This window comes from Paraburkholderia caledonica (assembly GCF_000383275.1).
Classification (GTDB): domain Bacteria; phylum Pseudomonadota; class Gammaproteobacteria; order Burkholderiales; family Burkholderiaceae; genus Paraburkholderia; species Paraburkholderia caledonica.
Genome location: NZ_KB911034.1, coordinates 530,562 through 551,468 on the forward strand (window position 1 = coordinate 530,562; position 20,907 = coordinate 551,468).

Genomic DNA, 20,907 nt, shown 5'->3' on the forward strand with positions numbered 1-20,907 from the left:
CTTTTTTCATTCGACGGACGGTTTTCGCGTTACGCGTGCGAGCCCGGATGGTGGTTATGACCTTGGGAAGCTTGCGGCCGATACCCGAGCGCCTCGGAAATCACGAGCGCGGTCTGGCTAAGTTGGCCGAGCCAGGAGTCTTGCAGGCGATCGGCCGGCGCGGACAACGACAAGCCAGCGACCAGCTTGCCCGTATCGTCGTATATACCCGCGGCGATGCAGCGCACGCCGAGTTCGAGTTCTTCGTTATCGCGCGCGCAAGCCTGCTGGCGAACGTGCGACAGTTCGCGCTCCAGCTTGGCGAGATCGGTGATGCTGTTCTGCGTGTGACCGGACAGGCCCGTGCGTGTCGCGTAGGCGCGCACGCGCGTCGATTCGTCGGCGGCGAGAAAAAGTTTGCCCACCGAGGTGAGATGCAGCGGCGCGCGTCCCCCAATGGCCCGCACCACCTGCATACCGGAACGCTCCGAATACGCGCGTTCGATGTAGACGATCTCGTCGCCCTGACGCACCGACAGGTTCACCGTCTGGCCCGTCTCGCGATGCAGTTCGCGCATCGGCGTGAGCGCCGCGTCGCGCACGGACAGGCGCGCTTTCACCAGGTTGCCGAGTTCGAGCAGGCGCATGCCGAGCCGGTAAGTGCCGGGATCGGACCGATCGACCAGCCGGCACATCACCATGTCGTTCAGGATGCGATGCGCGGTGGACGGATGCAGCTGCGTGCGGATGGCGAGTTCTTTCAGGCTGACCGGGTCGCTATGCGCGGCGAGTGCGTCGAGCAGGCGCATCATGCGTTCGATCACCTGGATCGAAGTTTTGGGATCCGGGTTCGTGTCGCTCATAAGAAGAATCAGTTGACGCGTCAAACAGCGGAAATTGATTGTATCTCGTATCGTGAAAAAAGCGAACGCACTTGGAAGACCTCTTCGAATTCGGCGAGGCCTTCGTCCTACACCTTCCGAGCGTTGGTATTGTCCGCCAAACAGCGGATAATCAGGGACGTTTTCCCGGAGGAGGGCTCATGCGAGTCGGATTGTTCGTCACCTGCCTCATCGACCTGATGCGGCCCGAAATCGGTTTTTCGGTCATCAAGCTGATCGAGGGCGCTGGTTTTGAAGTCGTAGTCCCACCGGCGCAGACATGCTGCGGGCAGCCCGCGTACAACTCGGGCGAGCGCCGTATCGCCCGCGATCTCGCCGAAAAGACCTTGCGGGAGTTCGAACAGTTCGATTACGTGGTGGTGCCCTCGGGTTCGTGCGGCGGCATGATCCGCACGCATTACGGCGACCTCTTCGCCGACGATCCCGAACTGATGAACCGCTTCGGCCGGCTGCGCGCCAAGGTCTTCGAGCTCACCGATTTCCTCGTGAATGTTGCCCACGTGCAATTGCAACCGGGCGAGTTCGGAGGGCCGGTTACGTATCACGACTCGTGCTCCGGGCTGCGCGAGCTTGGCGTCAAGGCGCAGCCGCGAGAGCTCCTCGCACAAGTGGGCGTGGCGGTGACGGAAATGAAGGGCTGCGAGCACTGCTGCGGCTTCGGCGGCACGTTTGCGGTCAAGTACGGCGACATTTCCACGGCAATCGTCGACGAAAAATGCGCGAATATCCGAGACAGCGGTGCAGGCACGGTCGTGCTAGGCGACCTGGGCTGCATGCTCAATATTGAAGGGCGTTTAAGGCGTACCGGCGATACCGCGACGCGCGTGCTGCACATCGCGCAAGTGCTGGCCGGGGACGTTTAAGGGGATCGCCATGCAAGTCCAGTCCATGCAGTTCAAGGCGCGCGCCGGTCAGAAACTCGCGGACCAGCGGTTGCAGCAGAACCTGACCAAGCTGTCCACCAAGTTCGTTTCCGCCCGCGCCGTCGCGATGACGGCAATCGACTTCGCCGCCACGCGCGCGGCGCTCAAGGAACGTCGCAATCGCGCGCTCGAAAACCTCGACGTGTGGCTGGAGACCTTCGAGCGCGAGGCGAACCGGCGCGGCGTCACGGTGCTTTTCGCGGAGACCACTCAGGAGGCGGCGAGGCTCGTCGGCGACATTGCACGCCGGCACGATGTGAAGAAGGTGATCAAGACGAAGTCGATGGTCACCGAAGAAATGCGCCTGAACGAAGTGCTCGGGCAAATGGGCGTGCAGTCCATTGAAACCGATCTCGGCGAATACATCCTGCAGATCAACGGCAATGAGCCACCGAGCCACATCATCGCGCCGGTCGTGCATAAGGATAAGGACGAGATCGCCGACCTCTTCGCCAAAACACATGGCCGGCCGCGCCTCACCGAAATTCCCGACATGACGCTCGAAGCGCGGCAGGTGCTGCGGCCGCACTTCTTGAGCGCGGACATGGGCGTGACGGGCGGCAATTTCGTGATCGCGGAAACCGGTTCGGTCGTGCTCGTCACGAACGAGGGTAACGAAGGCATGTGCACCGTCATGCCGCGCGTGCATGTGGCCGTAACCGGCATCGAGAAGGTGTTGCCCACACTCGAAGACCTCGCCACGGCCATGCGTCTGCTGCCGCGCTCGGCGACCGGCCAGACCACGTCGAATTACTTTTCGCTCCTGACCGGACCGCGAGGCGAGGGCGATCAGGACGGGCCGGAGCACATGTATGTAGTGCTCGTCGATGGCGGACGCACGGGGCTGATCGGCGGCGATTTTCAGGAGATGCTTCGCTGCATTCGCTGCGGCGCGTGCATGAACCATTGTCCCGTGTATCAGAAGGTGGGCGGACATGCGTATGGCTGGGTGTATCCCGGACCTATGGGCTCGGTGCTGACGCCGAGCTACGTCGGCCTCGACAAGGCGCTGGACCTGCCGCAGGCCGCCACGCTATGTGGCGAGTGCAATAGCGTGTGCCCGGTCGGGATTCCTTTGTCCGATCTGTTGCGAAAGCTGCGCGAGAAGCAGGTGGAGCGGCGACTGCGTCCATGGAAGGAACGCGCCGGCTTGGCCGTGTGGGGCTTTATGGCGCTGCATCCCGGGATGTATGCGCTCGTCACGAAGCTCGCCGTGCGCGTGCTGGAGCGCCTCGGCGGAAGCAATCGGTCGATCGCCAAGTTGCCGTTAGCCGGCGCCGGCTGGACCGACACCCGTGACATGCCCGCACCGGTGGGGCGCACATTCCGGGAGTTATACGCCGCGCAGCGCAGTCATATCGGCTAATTGTGGTGAGCGCGCTTCGCGTCCCGCTGTAACGCGGGTAACGGGGCGCAGCCATCGTGGCCGTAGTCACTGAGTCAGTGAGTCAGTGAGCCACTGACTCACCGAGGCGCCCGTTCCCGCAGGCCTGCGTCAACTGCGCTACAGCGAATCAGCGTGCACCGAGGTCCCTGCCAGGTACGCTGTACGTGCTTCTTGCTCATCGCCGGGGGCGCTCAAACGCCATTTAGTGCTCTGTCATCCCGCTCGACCGGTGACTCGGAACTCCTCCCTCGCCCGCTCGGCCGCCGTTGCCATGGCCGCCTCCACCTCCGCCTCCTCCCCCTGCCTGTTGCGCCGGTGCCGGCGGCGGAGGCGCGGCGGCCGGGCGCGGCGCATTCGACCCACTCGGTCCACGCGGACCGGCGGCCGCCCCTTGCGGCGGCGATGCGCCGCCGGGCTGGCCGTGCCATCCACCGTTGCCGCCGTGATTGCCATTGCCGCCGTGATTGCCGTTGTCGCCGTCGTGGTACGGACGTCCCGGATAGCCGCGATATCCCGGTCCAGGTCCGTAGTAGCGCCCGGGGCCGTCGTAATAACCTGGGCCGTAGTAGTTGCTGTAACCCATGTAGACGTTGGTTTGTGGCGGGACAGGCGCGCCGTAGCCGTCGTAACCGTCGTAGGTGCTGTAGCCGTTGCTGTACATCGGAGTGCCGTCCGGATACACGGCGCAGCCGCCCAGAAGGGCGGCAACAGCGACAGCGCCGAGGGGTGCAAAGCGTTTCATTTCAAGCCCGAGCTAAGAGGTTTCATGTCTATGAGACCGCAATTATGACCGTGTGTCTCGCCAGCTTTGTATGCTTTTGTAAGGAGTTAAGTTCCGTGCCAGGCGCGACGGCGTATGGCGCTGCCAGTAGTCACGTCGTTGCACTGTTCCATTACACGCAACGCTGTATCGCGCGACGGTGGGTTTTTCTCGATTGCCTCTTTCTATAGGATTCGTGATGGGCATAGTGAGCATTGAACTCGCGAGCCACTTCGGAAGAACGACATCATGAAAAAGACAATAGCGGTGTATTGGCCTCTCGCACTCGTCCTCGCGCTGGCGGGGTTGGCGTATATGCAAATCTGGGGTGACATCGCTTCGCGTGCCTCGCAGGCGCCTCTTGCCGGTGACCAACTGACTGCGGAACTCGCGCGCGCGGTCTCGTACGGCATGATCGACGACACATCTTCGTTGCCGGCCAAGCCGTTGCGCGCCGTCACGGCGTCGCCGCTGCCGCAAGCCTCCTGAACTGGCGAGCAACCGGCCGGATCGAGCGTTAGGCTGCGGGCGAGATTCGGCGGGGCTTTGTATAATCGCGGCACCGTGCGGTAGCCGCTGCGTTTCATCTGCTGAGCCCGCGTGGACGACGTTTTGCGGGCCGGTGCCGTTGCCGCGGAGTTGTACTACTAGTGCGCTGTGAAGCGTCAGAAGAAGCCGCTGATGAAAACTGTGTCTATCTGCTTTGTCTGCCTCGGCAACATCTGTCGTTCTCCCACCGCGGAAGGCGTGATGCGCCGTCTCGTCGAAGAAGCGAAGCTTGGCGAGCGCATCCTGATCGACTCGGCAGGAACAGGCGATTGGCACATCGGCCAGCCACCGGACGAGCGCGCGCAGCACGCTGCGCGTGGCCGGGGCTACGATCTCGCCGCGTTGCGCGGCCGGCAGATCGCCGGAATCGACTTCGATCGCTTCGATCTTCTGATCGCAATGGACGACAAGAACGTGGCCGCGCTGCGCCAGGTCTGCCCGCCGGAGCAGCGGGACAAGATTCGTCTGCTGATGGAGTTCGTGCCTGAAACCGACGCGCGCTGGGGCGGCGCACGCGAAGTTGTCGATCCGTACTTCGGCGGCGCAGAAGGCTTCGAGCAGGTTCTCGATCAATGCGAGGCGGCGTGCCGAGGCCTTATCGCGGCGCTGCGTCCCCAATTGATCGGCTAGATCCGCCGGCGGTCGGCTGCGAGGCGCGCTGACAATTAAGCGAATGACCCAAATTGCGATAGGGATACTTGACTAAATCGCTCATGTATTTATACTTGACAAAACTTGTCGAGAATAGCGGTTCCCCATACATATGAGACTCACCACGAAAGGCCGTTTCGCCGTCACGGCGATGATTGACCTGGCGTTGCGCCAGGAGCAGGGCCCGGTGACGCTTGCGGGTATCAGCCAGCGCCAGCATATCTCCCTGTCATACCTCGAGCAGCTCTTTGGCAAGCTGCGTCGCCATGAAATCGTCGAGTCCGTGCGCGGACCGGGCGGCGGCTATAACCTTGCCCGCCGTGCTGAAGACGTGACCGTGGCCGACATCATCATCGCGGTGGACGAGCCGCTCGACGCCACGCAATGCGGCGGCAAGGGCTCGTGCGAGGGCACGAAACAGCACGACGGTCACTGCATGACCCACGAGCTGTGGTCCACGCTGAACCAGAAAATGGTCGAGTACCTGGATTCGGTCTCCCTGAAAGATCTGGTCGATCAGCAGCGTTCGCGCGAAGGCGCCCCGGCTGTCCTGCGCGACAGGCGCAGCGAGGCGCCGGCGGTCGAGCCGGTGCGCGTGGCGCCAAAAGGGCCCAATTCCGTTTTCAACATGGCCGGTTCCTGAGGCGCGGCACGACATCACCGCAGCCCATAGCGAATTCAGAAGCCAGAGCACACGACGTCCCCGGAGCGATAGATGAACAACGACATTCCCCACCTGCCCATTTACATGGACTACAGCGCCACGACCCCGGTCGACCCGCGCGTGGTGGACAAGATGATTCCGTATCTGCGCGAGCAGTTCGGTAACCCCGCATCGCGCAGCCACTCGTATGGCTGGACGGCGGAGCGTGCAGTCGAAGAAGCGCGCGAGAACGTCGCGGCGCTCGTCAACGCCGACCCGCGCGAAATCATCTGGACCTCGGGCGCAACCGAGTCGGACAACCTCGCGATCAAGGGTGCAGCGCACTTCTACAAGAGCAAAGGCAAGCACATCATCACGGTGAAGACCGAGCACAAGGCCGTGCTCGACACCTGCCGCGAACTCGAGCGCGAAGGCTTCGAAGTCACGTATCTGGATGTGAAGGACGACGGTCTGATCGACCTCGAAAAGTTCAAGGCGGCGATTCGCCCGGACACGATTCTCGTGTCGATCATGTCCGTGAACAACGAGATCGGCGTGATTCAGGACATCGAGGCAATCGGCGAGATCACCCGTGAAAAAGGCATCATTTTTCATGTGGACGCGGCGCAAGCCACCGGCAAGATCGAGATCGATCTGCAGAAGCTGAAGGTCGACCTCATGTCGTTCTCGGCGCACAAGACTTATGGCCCGAAGGGCATCGGCGCGTTGTACGTGCGCCGCAAACCGCGTGTGCGTATCGAGGCGCAAATGCACGGCGGCGGTCACGAGCGCGGCATGCGTTCGGGCACGCTGGCAACGCACCAGATTGTCGGCATGGGCGAAGCATTCCGGCTCGCGCGCGAAGAAATGGCAACGGAGAACGAGCGCATTCGCATGCTGCGCGACCGCTTGCTGCGCGGCCTGTCGGAAATCGAAGAAGTGTATGTGAACGGCGACATGGAAAAGCGTGTGCCGCACAACCTGAACATCAGCTTCAATTTCGTCGAAGGCGAATCGCTGATCATGGCGGTGAAGGACGTGGCGGTGTCGTCGGGCTCGGCGTGTACGTCGGCTTCGCTGGAACCGTCGTATGTGCTGCGCGCGCTCGGCCGTAACGACGAACTCGCGCACAGCTCGATCCGCTTCACGGTGGGCCGCTTCACGACCGAGCAGGACGTCGACTACGTGATCAATCTGCTGAAGACGAAAATTTCGAAGCTGCGCGATCTGTCGCCGCTGTGGGAAATGCATCAGGACGGCATCGACATTTCGACCATCCAGTGGGCGGCGCACTGACGCGCCGGCTGGTCGAAATTGATCGCGCTGTTATCCGATTGGCAGATTGAAACGAATTAAGGAGTGTAATCATGGCTTATAGCGACAAGGTTCTGGATCACTACGAAAACCCGCGCAACGTCGGCTCGTTTGCGAAAGACGACGACACGGTCGGCACCGGCATGGTCGGCGCGCCTGCTTGCGGCGACGTCATGAAGCTGCAGATCCGCGTGGGCGCAGACGGCATCATCGAAGACGCGAAGTTCAAGACGTACGGCTGCGGTTCGGCGATCGCATCGAGCTCGCTCGTCACCGAATGGGTGAAGGGCAAGACGCTCGATCAGGCTATGTCGATCAAGAACACGCAGATCGCGGAAGAACTCGCGTTGCCGCCGGTAAAGATCCACTGCTCGATTCTCGCGGAAGACGCGATCAAGGCTGCGGTCGCCGACTACAAGCAACGTCACGGCGCAGCGGTCGAAGAAAGCGACAAGCAGCACGCTTGAATCTTCTGGTTCGGGAACGACCGGGTGAAAGGAAGCGGGCGGCGCGACAACACGCGCCGTCAGGCATGAGCGACATTTGATGCAGGCAGGGTAGCGGTGTGTCGGCACGCACCGCGCAATGAGAAACGCTATGGCAATTACGTTGACCCAGAAGGCAGCACAGCACGTCCAGAAGTATCTGACCCGTCGCGGTAAAGGCGTGGGCCTGCGTCTCGGCGTGCGCACCACCGGCTGCTCCGGCTTGGCTTACAAGCTCGAGTATGTGGACGAACTCGCGCCCGAAGACGAGGTGTTCGAGTGCAATGGCGTGAAGATCATTGTCGACCCGAAAAGCCTTGCCTATATCGACGGAACCGAACTCGATTTTGCGCGCGAAGGGCTGAACGAAGGCTTCAAGTTCAATAACCCGAATGTGAAAGACGAGTGCGGCTGCGGCGAGTCGTTCCGCGTGTAACTCGAAAACTTCCGCGTGCAGCGGACCAAAGGCGGCGCGGGCCGCCTTTTTAGTTTGCTCCGCGATTTCGCGTGAGGCAGCCCGGTTGAGCGGGCTATGCGCCCGACCTCCGCTCCAATGCACTTTTCTCGACGGAAATTTTTGATTCGATGGTTTCGCTGAACGTCTCGCTGAACGATAGCCACTTCGACCTGTTTGGTCTTCCTGCGCAATTCGCGCTCGATCCGGCTGCGCTCGATCACGCGTATCGCACGGTGCAGGCGCAAGTGCATCCGGACCGTTTCGCGGCGGCCGGCGACGCGCAGAAGCGCATCGCGATGCAATGGGCCACGCGCACGAACGAGGCGTATCAAACGCTTCGCGATCCGCTAAAGCGCGCGACTTACCTGTTGCATCTGCGTGGCATCGACGTCGGCGCGCATGACAACACCGCCATGGAGCCGGCGTTTCTGATGCAGCAGATGGAGTGGCGCGAAGGCATTGAAGACGCCGCCGCGGCAAAGAACGTCGACGCGCTCGACGCATTGCTCACGGAATTGCGCGACGAGGAACGCATCCGTTTCGAGAAGCTCGGCGCATTGCTCGACAGCGGCGCAAATCAGGCGGCGGGCGAGGCGGTGCGGCAGTTGATGTTTATCGAACGGGTGGCCGCGGAAATCGGCACGCAGATCGAGCGGCTCGAGGATTAGGCGGCTCCTTTGCAGCATCGCATCGCAGCGATGCAAAGCGGCATTGGCATTACATCCAGCAACGCAATTTCAGGACGGAGCCTGACGGCTCCGAGAAGATCCAGATGGCCTTACTGCAAATCTCCGAACCCGGCATGGCGCCGGCGCCTCATCAGCGGCGTCTGGCGGTCGGTATCGACCTCGGCACGACCAATTCCCTCGTCGCCGCCGTGCGCAGCGGCGTGCCCGATGTGCTGCCCGACGAAGACGGCCACGTGCTGCTGCCCTCCGTCGTGCGCTACCTGGAAAAGGGCGGCCGCCGCATCGGCCGCGCGGCCAAGGCCGAGGCGGCGACCGATCCGCGCAACACGATCGTCTCAGTCAAGCGTTTCATGGGACGCGGCAAGGCGGAAGTGGAAGGTGCCGAAAACGCGCCCTACGATTTCATCGACGCGCCCGGCATGGTGCAGATCCGTACCGTCGACGGTGTGAAGAGCCCGGTCGAGGTATCGGCGGAGATTCTCGCGACGCTGCGCCAGCGCGCCGAAGACACGCTTGGCGACGAACTGGTCGGCGCAGTGATCACGGTGCCCGCTTACTTCGACGAAGCCCAACGCCAGGCGACCAAGGACGCCGCGCGTCTGGCGGGCCTGAACGTGCTGCGCCTGTTGAACGAGCCGACCGCGGCCGCGATTGCCTACGGCCTCGACAACGGCTCGGAAGGCTTGTACGCCGTCTACGATCTTGGCGGCGGCACCTTCGACCTGTCGATTCTCAAGCTCACGAAAGGCGTATTCGAAGTGCTCGCGGCGGGCGGCGACTCGGCGCTAGGCGGCGACGATTTCGACCACGCGCTGTATCGCCATGTGCTGGAGCAGGCCGGTATCGCGCCAAAAACGCTCGCGCCCGAAGACGTGCGGCTGCTGCTCGACAGCGTTCGCACGACCAAGGAGGCGTTGTCGGACGCGCCTGAGGTAACCCTCGCCGTGACGCTTTCCAACGGCGCCAGGATCGATCTGACGATCGACGAGGCCACTTTCGAGGCCATCACTCAGGCGCTCGTGCAACGCACGCTCGGCCCGACCAAGAAAGCGTTGCGCGACGCCAAGGTTACGACCAAAGAGATCAAGGGCGTCGTCCTGGTGGGCGGTGCGACACGCATGCCGGTGATTCGCCGCGCGGTCGAATCGTTCTTCGGCCAGCCGCCGCTCACCAATCTCGATCCCGACCAGGTCGTCGCGCTGGGCGCCGCAATCCAGGCTGACCTGCTCGCCGGCAACCGCGGCGCGGACGGCGACGACTGGTTGTTGCTCGACGTGATTCCGCTGTCGCTCGGCGTCGAGACAATGGGCGGTCTGACCGAGAAGATCATCCCGCGTAATTCGACGATTCCGGTGGCGCGCGCGCAGGATTTCACCACGTTCAAGGACGGCCAGACGGCAATGGCGATCCACGTCGTGCAAGGCGAGCGCGAGCTCGTCAGCGACTGCCGCTCGCTCGCCCGTTTTGAGCTGCGCGGCATTCCGCCGATGGCGGCCGGCGCGGCGCGCATTCGCGTGACGTATCAGGTGGACGCGGACGGCCTGTTGTCCGTGTTTGCGCGCGAACTCGGCTCGGGCGTGGAGGCGTCGGTGGTCGTGAAGCCGTCTTACGGTCTCGCCGACAACGACATCGCCAGAATGCTCGAAGACAGCTTCTCCACCGCTGAAGTCGACATGCGCGCCCGCGCGCTGCGTGAGGCGCAGGTCGAAGCGCGGCGTCTCGTCGAAGCGACCGACGCGGCGCTCGCCGCCGACGCCGAACTGCTCGACGACAGCGAGCGCGCGGAACTCGACGCGCTGCTGACCGGCCTGCGTAATGTCGCCGGGAGCGACGACGTGGACGCGATCGAAGCGGCCACCAAAAAGCTTGCCGAGGGCACCGACGAATTCGCTGCCCGCCGCATGAACAAGGGCATTCGTCGCGCGCTGGCCGGCCGCAAGCTCGACGAAATCTGAAGCTCGCCCCGGCTGCTTTGACAGCGGCGGCAAGTGTCGGCAAGCGGCGTCGCCGCAAGAACTGAAGCGCGTCGCGCGGACTTAAAAACTTCGCGTGTCGCCAGTAAAATGGCGCGGACCTGGTTGAGGCCGCGCCTCAGACCCAAACGGAAAATGTATGCCTCAAATCGTTGTGCTGCCTCACGTCGAACTGTGCCCGGAAGGCGCGGTGATCGAAGCCGTGCCCGGCAAGAGCATTTGCGACAACCTGCTCGATAACGGAATCGAAATCGAGCATGCCTGCGAGAAGTCGTGCGCGTGCACGACCTGTCACGTGATCGTGCGTGAGGGTTTCGCCGCCTTGACGCCGTCCGAGGAAGACGAGGACGATCTGTTGGACAAGGCGTGGGGGCTCGAGCCGGCTTCGCGTCTGTCGTGCCAGGCGATTGTGCCAGCCGAGCAGGACCTGGTCGTCGAAATCCCGCGTTACTCGATCAATCACGCGAAGGAAAATCACTAACAGGAGGACGCAGCCATGAAGTGGACCGATACGCAAGACATCGCGATGGCCCTGACCGACAAGCATCAGGACGTCGATCCGCAGCAAGTGCGCTTCACCGACCTGCACCGCTGGGTCACCGAACTGGAAGGATTCGACGACGATCCCAACCGGTCGAACGAAAAGATCCTCGAGGCGATCCAGGCTGCATGGATTGAAGACGCGGATTACTGAGTTTGCGAAGCGGCTTGCGCTGATGCGGCTGCGGTAAAGAAAAAGGCGATTCCATTGGAATCGCCTTTTTTATGCACGTTAGCTCCGATGCGCGGCGTCAGTCCGCCACCAGCGCGCCGTTCTGCACGCGAACGCGTTGTCCCTGCTGGAACGGCGGCGCTTCGTGATACGTGAAGTAGCGCGTCTTGCCATTTTCCATTCGCACCCGCACCGAATAGGACGTCGTGCTGCGAATATGTTTTTCGACTGAATTGCCCGCAAGGCCGCCGCCGAGCGCGCCGAGCAGTGTCATTGCGGTGCGCCCGTTGCCGCTGCCGAACTGGTTGCCGACCACGCCGCCCGCCACCGCGCCGCCGACGGCGCCAATGCCGGTTCCATGACCTTCCTGACGCGCTTCGGAAATGGCCACGACCGTGCCGCAACTCGCGCAGTAGGCCGGTTGCGTCGACTGCTGCTGAGCGTATTGCGGCGCGGGCTGTGCCTGTTGCTGTTGTGCGTACTGTTGCTGCGAGGGAGCAGGTGCCGGCGCGCGTTGCGGCTGCGGTACGGGTTGCTGCTGCGCGGCTTGCTGGGCGATCTGACCGGAACTCTGCTGCGCCGACGGGTTGGCCGGCGCCGCCGAATCGACCACGGCTGGCTGGCCGGTCTGTGGCAAGACCTGCGCCGCTTGCGTCTGACTGGTGGGCTCGCCGGTGCTGGACGCCTTGGGGAACATGCCCGTCATCGCCGCCGTCGCGACGAGGCTCGCGATAATCACAGCGCCCGCAGCGGTCGCGACGAGCGGATGGAGCCGCCGCTGGGATGTCGGCGGTGCCGAGTTCTGCATGACTGGTGTAGCGGGTTGCGTGTTGGGTCTTTCCATTTTCGCCTCCGTCTTTGGCAGAGTGACTTGTAGTGAGACCAAGTCTCCGCGAAATCGATCCACCTGACGTTTCCAATTGTAACGATTTGACCAAAATCGCGCTTTCGCCCGCGTACCCAAGGGCGCTTTTACCAATGGTTACACGCCCGAATGGTCCAGCCAGTGTTCGGCGTTCCGTACAAAACAAAACGCCCGGCATCGGAGCCGGGCGTTTTCAAGGCAAAGCGCGTAATGCTCAGTCTTCGCGCCGCAAGTGCGGGAACAGAATCACGTCGCGGATGCTCGGGCTGTCAGTGAGCATCATGACCAGACGGTCGATGCCGATACCGCAACCACCCGCTGGCGGCATGCCGTATTCGAGCGCGCGGATATAGTCGGCGTCGTAGAACATGGCTTCTTCGTCGCCGGCGTCTTTCTGGTCGACCTGCTTCTTGAAGCGAGCCGCCTGATCTTCCGGATCGTTCAATTCCGAAAAGCCATTGGCGATTTCGCGACCGGTAATGAACAGCTCGAAACGCTCGGTGATGCCTTCCACCTTGTCCGAAGCGCGCGCGAGCGGCGACACCTCGATCGGATAGTCGATGATGTACGTCGGCTCCCACAGTTGCGACTCGGCGGTCTCTTCGAACAGCGCGAGTTGCAGCGAGCCCACGCCCGCATTCAGGAACTGCGGCTGCGACGCGTCCACGCCGAACTTCTTCAGTTCCGTACGCAGGAACGCGCTGTCGGCAAGCTGCTCGTTCGTGTATTGCGGCGCGTACTTCTGGATAGCCTGAGTGATCGTCAAACGGTGGAACGGCTTTGCCAGATCGAGTTCGCGCCCTTGATACGTGATCGTCGCGGTACCCAATGCGTCGATCGCGGCCTGGCGGATCAACTGCTCGGTGAAATCCATCACCCACTTGTAATCGGTGTACGCCGCGTAGAACTCGATCATCGTGAATTCCGGGTTGTGGCGCACGGAGACGCCCTCATTGCGGAAGTTACGGTTGATCTCGAACACGCGCTCGAAGCCGCCCACCACCAGCCGCTTCAGATACAGCTCAGGCGCGATGCGCAGGAACATCTGCATGTCGAGCGCGTTGTGGTGCGTGGTGAACGGCTTGGCCGCCGCGCCGCCAGGAATAGGGTGGAGCATGGGCGTTTCGACTTCCATGAAGTCGGCGTCGGCCATGAATTTGCGGATCGACGAGATTGCCTTCGTACGCGCGACGAACGTCTTGCGCGTTTCCGGCGTGACGATCAGATCGACGTAGCGCTGGCGATACTTCATCTCCTGGTCCGACAAGCCGTGGAACTTGTCCGGCAGCGGACGCAGCGACTTCGACAGCAGGCGCAGTTCCGTACAACGCACGGAAAGCTCGCCCTTGTTCGTGCGAAACAGCACGCCGCGCGCCGCGACGATGTCGCCCATGTCCCACTTCTTGAAGGCGTCGTACGTTTGCTGACCGACGTCGGCCGGTGTGATGAAGAACTGGATCTGCCCCGAGCCGTCGCGCACGGTCGCAAAGCTTGCCTTGCCCATCACGCGCTTGAGCATCATGCGGCCGGCAATCGCGACTTCGAGCGGGTTTGCCTCGAGCGCTTCCTTGTCGGTGTGCTCGAACTGCGACTGCAGATCTTCCGCATGATGCGTGGGACGGAAATCGTTCGGATAGGCGATACCTTGCTCACGCACCTCGCGCAGCTTTTCACGGCGTTCGGCGATGATCTTGTTGTCGTCCACCTCGGGCACGACGCTCGGCTGGGCCACATCGGGCTGGGCCGTATTAGGCTGGATCGGTTCGTTCATGATGGTTTGGTATTCGTGGTCCGCAATCGGTGGTCCGGATTCGGTGGTCCGCATTCGGTGGTCCGCATTCGGCGGCCGGCTTGCGGACAGCCTGTTGGTGACAGACCTCAGGCGGTAAAAAGATACGGCGCGGCGTTGCGTGCCGCGCCGGTCGTACTCAGACGCCCTGTTTCAGGCTCGCGCTGATGAACGGATCGAGATCGCCGTCGAGCACGCTCTTCGTATTGCTGATTTCGACGTTGGTGCGCAGGTCCTTGATACGGCTGTTGTCCAGCACGTATGAGCGGATCTGGTGACCCCAACCCACGTCCGTCTTGCCCGCTTCGAGCTTGTCCTGCTCGGCCTGACGCTTGCGGATTTCCGCTTCGTACAGACGCGATTTCAGCATGGCCATTGCTTCAGCGCGGTTGCGGTGCTGCGAGCGGTCGTTCTGACACTGCACGACGATACCCGACGGAATGTGCGTGATACGCACCGCGGAGTCGGTCTTGTTGATGTGCTGACCGCCCGCACCGGACGCGCGGTACGTGTCGATCCGCAGATCGGCCGGGTTGATGTCCACCTCAATTGAATCGTCGACTTCCGGATACACGAACACCGAAGAAAACGACGTATGACGTCCGCCCGACGAGTCGAACGGCGACTTGCGCACGAGGCGGTGCACGCCGGTTTCGGTGCGCAGGAAGCCGTAAGCGTATTCGCCTTCGATCTTGATTGTGGCGTTCTTGATGCCTGCGACGTCGCCGTCGGTCTGCTCCAGCACTTCGGTCTTGAAGCCCTTGCGTTCGCAGTAGCGCAGGTACTGACGCAGCAGCATGGACGCCCAGTCGCACGCCTCGGTGCCGCCCGCGCCGGCCTGTATATCCAGGAACGCGTTGTTCGGGTCGGCCGGATTCGCGAACATGCGGCGAAATTCCATGTCGGCGACGCGCTGTTCGAGCGCTTGTGCGTCCGTTTCGCAGGCGATCAGCGTTTCGTCGTCGCCTTCTTCACGCGCCATGTCGAACAGGTCTTGCGCGTCGCGCAAGTCGTTGTCGAGCGACGTGAGTTTGCCGACGGTGTCGTCGAGCAGTTTCTTCTCCCGGCCGAGGGCCTGGGCGTGTTTCGAGTCGTTCCAGACGTCCGGGTCTTCGAGTTCCCGGTTGACTTCGATTAGACGCAGTGCTTTGTCGTCGTAGTCAAAGATACCCCCGTAGGTCGGCCGCGCGCTTGCGCAGGTCCGCCAGAGAGGCTTCGATCGCGTTGAGACGTTCCGCTTCCATGTCGATCTTTTATAGCTTCGTAAAAAGGGGAAATTATAGCCGATCGGCGCCGGGCGCCGGAGTCGATCGAGCGATCCGGCGCGGGTTTGGGATTGATTTTGCGGAGATTTTCTGCGTCGCGGCGGGTTCGCGCAGCGGCGCCGGTGACGCCGGTGGAGTCGCTCTAGCTCGCCGCGTGCTCGACGATCAACTGCACGCGCGAGACGCCGTTCCACGTGTCGCTCGCAAGCCGGTACGCGACCGTGGTGCGTGCGGGCAGCGTGTCGGTGTGATTGAACCAGATTGCGTTGAAACGCTGGCGGCCGCGCATCAGTTGCAGCTTCAGGTGCTTGTCCTTCACGAGCGCCTGCGACGCGACGTCGAATTCGCCCGAAAACACCGGCGCCGGGAAACCTTGGCCCCAGACAGCGGCGTCGAGCATTTCGACGAACTGCGGCGTGAAGTACGCGTCTTCCAGTTCGCCGTCGGTTTCGACGGTGCGCGAAAGCGCTTCTTCGGTGAGCCACTCGCGGCCGACCGCTTCAAACGCGGCGGTGAAGCGCGGCACGTCGGCGGCGGCGAGCGTCAGGCCTGCCGCCATCGCGTGGCCGCCGAATTTGACGATCATGCCAGGCTCGCGCTTCGAAATCAGATCGAGCGCGTCGCGCAGATGGAAGCCCGCGATCGAGCGGCCCGAGCCTTTGACGAGCTGGCCGCTGTCGTCGGCGAGTGCGAACGTGAACGAAGGCCGGTGAAATTTCTCCTTGAGCCGTCCGGCCACGATGCCGATCACGCCCTGGTGCCAGGCCGGATTGAACAGCGTGATGGTGGCCGCGCCGTCGGGGTCGATCGACGAGAGGTCGTCGAGCGCCTGTTGCTGCATGCCCGCTTCGATTTCGCGGCGCTCGCGGTTCATTGCATCGAGTTGTTGCGCGAGTTCCCACGCGCGGCCGACGTCGTCGGTCGTCAGGCATTCGATACCGAGCGACATATCCGACAGCCGTCCCGCCGCATTCAGCCGCGGACCGAGCGCGAAGCCGAGGTCGAAGCCCGACGCACTGCGGGCGTCGCGCGCGGCGGCGCGAAAGAGGGCGGCAATGCCCGGCTGCATCTTGCCCTTGCGGATGCGTTGCAAACCTTGCGCGACCAGCACGCGGTTGTTGCCGTCGAGTTTCACGACGTCCGCGACGGTGCCGAGCGCAACGAGATCCAGCAGGCCATCCAGGCGCGGCTCCGGGAAATCGTCGCCGAATGCGCCGCGGCGGCGCAATTCGGCGCGCAACGCGAGCAGCACGTAAAACATCACGCCGACGCCCGCGATGCACTTGCTCGGAAACTCGCAGCCCGGCTGGTTCGGATTGACGATCGCGCGGGCGGCGGGCAACTGGTCGCCGGGCAGGTGGTGATCGGTGACGAGCACGTCGATGCCAAGAGCGTTGGCTGCCTCGACGCCGTCCACGCTCGCAATGCCGTTGTCGACCGTAAGCAGAAGGTCCGGCTTGCCCGATGCGTTGCGCGCGGCCAGCGCGACGATTTCGGGCGTGAGGCCATAGCCGTATTCGAAGCGGTTTGGCACCAGATAATCGATCTGGGCGCCGAACATGCGCAGCCCGCGCACCGCGACCGCGCAGGCGGTGGCGCCGTCGCAATCGTAGTCGGCCACGACCAGCATGCGGCGCTTTTGCCCGATCGCGTCGGCGAGCAGCACAGCGGCGTCTTCGCAGCCTTTCAGCGCGGCGGGCGGCACGAGGCGCGCAAGTCCGGTTTCGATTTCATCGGGCAGGCACACACCGCGCGCCGCATACAGACGCGCGAGCACCGGATGCAGGCCGTGGCGCACGAGAATTTCAGCGTCGACGGGAGAACAGGCGCGCGTAACGATTCGGGTCATTCTGAAAGGCCGTCTGTAGGGTCGGTCATGCAATCGATCATTCGATGAAAAGCGAGGCGAGCAGGCGCCGTCGCCAGAACTTGCGCAGATCGCCGCGCGTGATGCTGAGCGTGACGGACCCCGTGTCGCCGCACAAGGTCAGGCCGAGTTCGGCAAGTGCACCCGATTGCAACGCTTCGAGCGCCGGTTCGAACCAGTCGTCTTGGAGCGCCGCGAAGGCCTCGTTCCAGCGTGCCCAGTCCTGTTCGATGTACGGCGCCGAGAACGGGTCCAGTTCCACAAGGGTGGTGTTTTGTGCGTGTGCTGCGGTGTGCACATCGTTCGCCCCGCTCGAACGGGTTGCCTGGCCGCCTGCATTGGTGCCGCCGCGGTCCTCCAGCGAGGACAGCGCCGCGAACGAAGCGGGCGGAGCGCCAACTGGCACGCCGGCTGTGAGTGCGAGACCGCGCGTCGCTGCGGCGTCTGAAAAGACGCGTGAGAACGGGCTGCGCACAGGCCGCGCCGCACCTTGCGCGTGAAACCAGATCGAATTGACGGCGGGCAGGCCGCGCGCCTCGCGGGCTTCGTTCACGGGGTGCTCGAACCAGGCCATCTGCACTTCGTTCTGCAGCTTCATCCACGCCCGCGAACGCTCGCCGGAATGCGCTTCGTGCGGCAACCAGATTTCGATGTTACGGCCGCTCGCGCGCAACGGCGATGCACCGGCCAGCGTGCCGAAGCCGTCGCCCGACAGGTACCAGCGCGCGGGCTTCGGCGCCTCGATGCGCACGCCGAGTTCCTCGATCAAAGGCCGGGCCACCTCGAGCAGCGCGCTCGCTTCGTCATCGGAAAGATCGAGCGACGCCGGGTCGATCAGCACCAGATGGTCATGCGCGATGCGCACGTGCACCGGCTGCACGCAGGCCCACGTCGCGTCGCCCGGCTCGCCGCCGTCGGCGCGAAGCATGTAGGGCGCGAGCGGGGCTTCGTCGGCGGCCGCCGCGCCCGTCGATGCGGTGGAGGCGTTGGATAGCGCGCCGAACTGACGCGCGATCCACCGTTCATGCGGCAGCGTGCGCTGGAAATCCTCGCCGATCACACGCTCGACGAGCGTCGCGCGCGCGACCAGCCGGTCGAGCGCGGGGCTGCTAATGTCGTGTAGGGCGGTGGAGGCGTCGGCTGCGGCGGGCAGCGCGAAAGGAAGCAGAAGATAGAGGCGGTCGGCGTGCATGATGCTGCGCATTGTAGGGCAAAGCGCGCTGCGGTTTCGACAGGCTCGGCGGGTTGGCGCGGGATGGCAATGGGTCGTCGTCACGTCGGCAGTTGCATCGAGCTATCCACGCAGCGGTCCCGCAGCGGGCTGTCCAGCAGTCCCGCCGGCCGCTCTACCGGCAGTCCCTTTATGCGGCGGCGCGGCATTGTATGGCAAACTTCGCGCTTGGTTGACGGTGGCGGCATCGGCAATGCGGGGCGGGTTTGCGCCGCGACGTCGGCAGGAACCATCCGGATTGCCGCGACACCAATGATCAGGACACTCGGGCCGGACTCGCGACGCGAAGGCAGATGCAACGGCGGGCTTATCCGCGGACGCATCGCCAGACGCGTCGCCAGCCGCAAGACGCCGCACGCAGCCCGGGTAGCCGAAGAACGCAGAAAAGGACTCGCTTGAAATTTCCCTACGAATGGCAGATCGGCTGGCGCTATACCCGCGCCGGCAAACGCACGACCGGCAACGGCTTTATCTCCTTCATCGCACTGGTTTCGATGTCGGGCATCGCGCTTGGCGTCGCCGCGCTGATCGTGGTCCTCTCGGTCATGAACGGCTTCCAGAAGGAAGTGCGCGACCGCATGCTGTCGGTGCTTGCGCACGTCGAAATCTTTTCGCCGACCGGCTCGATGCCTAACTGGCAACTGACGGCCGACGAAGCGCGCCGGAACAAGGAAGTGATCGGCGCCGCGCCTTATGTGGAAGCGCAGGCGCTGCTCACGCGCCAGGATGCGGTCAGCGGCGTCGCGTTGCGCGGCGTCGAGCCGACGCTCGAGCCGCAGGTATCCGACATCGGCAAGGAGATGAAAGGCGGCAAGCTCACCGATCTCGTGCCTGGCGACTTCGGCATCGTGCTGGGTGCGGACCTCGCGACCAATCTCGGCGTGACCGTCAACGACAAGATCACGCTGGTCGCGCCCGAAGGCACCATTACGCCGGCCGGCATGCTGCCGCGTCTGAAGCAGTTCACGGTGGTGGGTATCTTCGAGTCGGGGCATTACGAGTACGACAGCACGCTCGCGCTGATCAATATCAAGGACGCTCAGGCGCTGTTCCGGCTACCCGCGCCGACCGGCGTGCGGTTGCGTCTCACCGACATGCAGCGCGCGCCGGAAGTCGCGCATCAGCTTGCGCGCAGCCTCTCCGGCGACCTGTATATCCGCGACTGGACGCAGCAGAACAAGACCTGGTTCTCGGCGGTGCAGATCGAAAAACGCATGATGTTCATCATCCTCACGCTCATCATTGCGGTCGCGGCGTTCAATCTCGTGTCGTCGCTCGTGATGACGGTGACCAACAAGCAGGCCGACATCGCGATTCTGCGCACGCTCGGCGCGCAGCCCGGTTCGATCATGAAGATTTTCGTCGTGCAGGGCGTGACCATCGGCTTTATCGGCACGGCAACCGGTGTTGCGCTGGGCTGCCTGATCGCGTGGAGCATTCCATGGCTCGTGCCGATGATCGAACATATGATCGGCGTGCAGTTCTTGCCGCCGTCGGTGTATTTCATCAGCGAGCTGCCGTCCGAACTGATTCCCGCCGACGTCGCGCGAATCGGCATCATTGCGTTCTTGATGTCGGCGGTGGCGACGCTTTACCCGAGCTGGCGCGGTGCCAAAGTCCGTCCCGCGGAGGCGCTGCGCTATGAATGACCGTTCCGCAACTCTACCCATGGCCGCTCAGGAACTGACGCCCCATCCGTACGTGCTGGAAGCAACCGGCATTTCGAAGTCGTTCGTGCAGGGCGGCCTGAATGTACAGGTGCTCAACAACGCCGAACTGAACGTGCGGCGCGGCGAGAAGCTCGCGATTGTCGGCGCGTCCGGTTCGGGCAAGAGCACGCTGCTGCATGTGCTTGGCGGCCTTGACGATCCGAGTGCGGGCCACGTCTCGGTGATGGGCAAGCCGTTCACGAAGCTCTCCGAACGCGAACGCAACGACTTGCGCAATCGCGCACTCGGTTTCGTGTACCAGTTCCATCATCTGCTGCCCGAGTTTTCGGCGCTCGATAACGTCGCCATGCCGCTGCGGATTCGCCGCATGACGACCGAAGCCTCGCGTCGTGAAGCGCTCGCGGTGCTGGAGCGCGTCGGCATGGCGCATCGCGCGAAACATCGGCCGGGCGAACTGTCGGGCGGCGAGCGTCAGCGTGTGGCGATTGCGCGGGCGCTGGTCACGAGGCCGGCGTGCGTGCTTGCCGACGAGCCAACCGGCAATCTGGACGGCGGCACTGCGGACACGGTCTTCAATCTGATGCTCGAACTGTCGCGAACGCTCGAAACGAGTTTCGTGATCGTCACGCACGACCCTGAACTGGCCGGGCGGTGCGACCGCATCATGCGGTTGCGCGACGGGATTTTGCACGAGGAGCCGCCGGTTCCGGTGTAAGCGTGGCGAGGCGGCACAGAGCTGGAAATGGCTCGACGCACCGGCCGCCTGATCTGCTTAATCCACTCAGTCCACTTGTCA

The 20,907-nt window shown here is 63.3% G+C and carries 21 protein-coding genes; 14 read left to right on the forward strand and 7 right to left on the reverse strand.

Annotation, left to right across the window (positions count from 1 at the left end):
* Nucleotides 1-29: 29 nt before the first annotated feature.
* A complete protein-coding gene (locus tag H281_RS0102415) occupies nt 30-842 on the reverse strand; it encodes an IclR family transcriptional regulator (RefSeq protein WP_027775436.1) in 813 nt (270 codons plus the stop codon).
* Nucleotides 843-1,021: 179 nt separating this feature from the next.
* Between H281_RS0102415 and H281_RS0102420 the strand changes: the two genes are divergently transcribed.
* Both H281_RS0102420 and H281_RS0102425 read left to right on the forward strand, forming a co-directional pair.
* Nucleotides 1,022-1,744, forward strand: a complete 723-nt coding sequence (locus H281_RS0102420; protein WP_020065499.1) for a (Fe-S)-binding protein — start codon at nt 1,022-1,024, stop codon at nt 1,742-1,744.
* Between the two features lie 10 nt (nt 1,745-1,754).
* A complete protein-coding gene (locus tag H281_RS0102425) occupies nt 1,755-3,170 on the forward strand; it encodes a LutB/LldF family L-lactate oxidation iron-sulfur protein (RefSeq protein WP_027804226.1) in 1,416 nt (471 codons plus the stop codon).
* 223 nt (nt 3,171-3,393) lie between these two features.
* Here the strand turns inward: H281_RS0102425 and H281_RS0102430 are convergent, their stop codons facing one another.
* Entirely contained in the window at nt 3,394-3,933 is a 540-nt protein-coding gene (locus tag H281_RS0102430; RefSeq protein WP_020065501.1) for a hypothetical protein, read from the reverse strand.
* Nucleotides 3,934-4,200: 267 nt separating this feature from the next.
* Here H281_RS0102430 and H281_RS0102435 point away from each other — a divergent pair, with 267 nt between their 5' ends.
* From H281_RS0102435 to iscX, 10 genes are all read left to right on the forward strand, one after another.
* Nucleotides 4,201-4,440, forward strand: a complete 240-nt coding sequence (locus H281_RS0102435; protein ID WP_020065502.1) for a hypothetical protein — start codon at nt 4,201-4,203, stop codon at nt 4,438-4,440.
* A 192-nt stretch (nt 4,441-4,632) separates the two neighbouring features.
* Nucleotides 4,633-5,130 (forward strand): low molecular weight protein-tyrosine-phosphatase, encoded by a 498-nt coding sequence (locus H281_RS0102440; RefSeq protein WP_027804227.1) that lies wholly within the window; start codon nt 4,633-4,635, stop codon nt 5,128-5,130.
* A 133-nt stretch (nt 5,131-5,263) separates the two neighbouring features.
* Nucleotides 5,264-5,794: a Fe-S cluster assembly transcriptional regulator IscR gene (gene iscR / locus H281_RS0102445; protein ID WP_006051269.1), complete on the forward strand. Its 531-nt coding sequence runs from the start codon at nt 5,264-5,266 to the stop codon at nt 5,792-5,794.
* A 72-nt stretch (nt 5,795-5,866) separates the two neighbouring features.
* The gene (locus H281_RS0102450) at nt 5,867-7,090 is read left to right on the forward strand and encodes an IscS subfamily cysteine desulfurase (RefSeq protein WP_020065504.1); all 1,224 of its coding nucleotides are present in this window, start codon (nt 5,867-5,869) and stop codon (nt 7,088-7,090) included.
* Nucleotides 7,091-7,161: 71 nt separating this feature from the next.
* On the forward strand, nt 7,162-7,575 hold the full coding sequence (gene iscU / locus H281_RS0102455) for a Fe-S cluster assembly scaffold IscU (protein ID WP_020065505.1): 414 nt from the start codon (nt 7,162-7,164) through the stop codon (nt 7,573-7,575).
* Nucleotides 7,576-7,705: 130 nt separating this feature from the next.
* Nucleotides 7,706-8,029, forward strand: a complete 324-nt coding sequence (iscA, locus tag H281_RS0102460; protein ID WP_020065506.1) for an iron-sulfur cluster assembly protein IscA — start codon at nt 7,706-7,708, stop codon at nt 8,027-8,029.
* A gap of 149 nt (nt 8,030-8,178) precedes the next feature.
* Nucleotides 8,179-8,718, forward strand: a complete 540-nt coding sequence (gene hscB / locus H281_RS0102465) for a Fe-S protein assembly co-chaperone HscB (RefSeq protein ID WP_020065507.1) — start codon at nt 8,179-8,181, stop codon at nt 8,716-8,718.
* A 104-nt stretch (nt 8,719-8,822) separates the two neighbouring features.
* Nucleotides 8,823-10,694, forward strand: coding sequence for a Fe-S protein assembly chaperone HscA (hscA, locus tag H281_RS0102470; protein WP_020065508.1), 1,872 nt, complete (start codon nt 8,823-8,825; stop codon nt 10,692-10,694).
* 157 nt (nt 10,695-10,851) lie between these two features.
* Nucleotides 10,852-11,193 (forward strand): ISC system 2Fe-2S type ferredoxin, encoded by a 342-nt coding sequence (gene fdx / locus H281_RS0102475; RefSeq protein WP_006051275.1) that lies wholly within the window; start codon nt 10,852-10,854, stop codon nt 11,191-11,193.
* A gap of 15 nt (nt 11,194-11,208) precedes the next feature.
* Complete coding sequence (gene iscX, locus H281_RS0102480; protein WP_013588918.1) at nt 11,209-11,406, forward strand: Fe-S cluster assembly protein IscX; 198 nt, start codon at nt 11,209-11,211, stop codon at nt 11,404-11,406.
* Nucleotides 11,407-11,503: 97 nt separating this feature from the next.
* On the opposite strand, the gene H281_RS0102485 is transcribed toward iscX, so the two are convergent.
* The 5 genes from H281_RS0102485 to H281_RS0102505 all read right to left on the reverse strand — a co-directional run bounded on the left by H281_RS0102485 (nt 11,504) and on the right by H281_RS0102505 (nt 18,414).
* Entirely contained in the window at nt 11,504-12,268 is a 765-nt protein-coding gene (locus tag H281_RS0102485; RefSeq protein WP_027804228.1) for a glycine zipper 2TM domain-containing protein, read from the reverse strand.
* 235 nt (nt 12,269-12,503) lie between these two features.
* On the reverse strand, nt 12,504-14,060 hold the full coding sequence (gene lysS / locus H281_RS0102490; RefSeq protein ID WP_027804229.1) for a lysine--tRNA ligase: 1,557 nt from the start codon (nt 14,058-14,060) through the stop codon (nt 12,504-12,506).
* 157 nt (nt 14,061-14,217) lie between these two features.
* Nucleotides 14,218-15,322 (reverse strand): peptide chain release factor 2 gene (gene prfB / locus H281_RS35825; RefSeq protein ID WP_123282627.1). Its coding sequence is split into 2 segments (ribosomal slippage): nt 14,218-15,240 and nt 15,242-15,322, totalling 1,104 coding nucleotides; the frame shifts between segments, so codons are not numbered across the junction.
* A gap of 163 nt (nt 15,323-15,485) precedes the next feature.
* On the reverse strand, nt 15,486-17,192 hold the full coding sequence (gene recJ / locus H281_RS0102500) for a single-stranded-DNA-specific exonuclease RecJ (protein WP_020065511.1): 1,707 nt from the start codon (nt 17,190-17,192) through the stop codon (nt 15,486-15,488).
* 37 nt (nt 17,193-17,229) lie between these two features.
* Nucleotides 17,230-18,414 carry a hypothetical protein gene (locus H281_RS0102505; protein WP_020065512.1) on the reverse strand — a complete coding sequence of 395 codons (1,185 nt, stop codon included), beginning with the start codon at nt 18,412-18,414 and terminating at the stop codon, nt 17,230-17,232.
* A gap of 422 nt (nt 18,415-18,836) precedes the next feature.
* Here H281_RS0102505 and H281_RS0102515 point away from each other — a divergent pair, with 422 nt between their 5' ends.
* Nucleotides 18,837-20,090 carry a lipoprotein-releasing ABC transporter permease subunit gene (locus tag H281_RS0102515; protein ID WP_020065514.1) on the forward strand — a complete coding sequence of 418 codons (1,254 nt, stop codon included), beginning with the start codon at nt 18,837-18,839 and terminating at the stop codon, nt 20,088-20,090.
* Nucleotides 20,083-20,826, forward strand: coding sequence for a lipoprotein-releasing ABC transporter ATP-binding protein LolD (gene lolD, locus H281_RS0102520; RefSeq protein ID WP_027804231.1), 744 nt, complete (start codon nt 20,083-20,085; stop codon nt 20,824-20,826). Before H281_RS0102515 ends, lolD begins: the two co-directional genes overlap by 8 nt.
* Nucleotides 20,827-20,907: the final 81 nt, after the last annotated feature.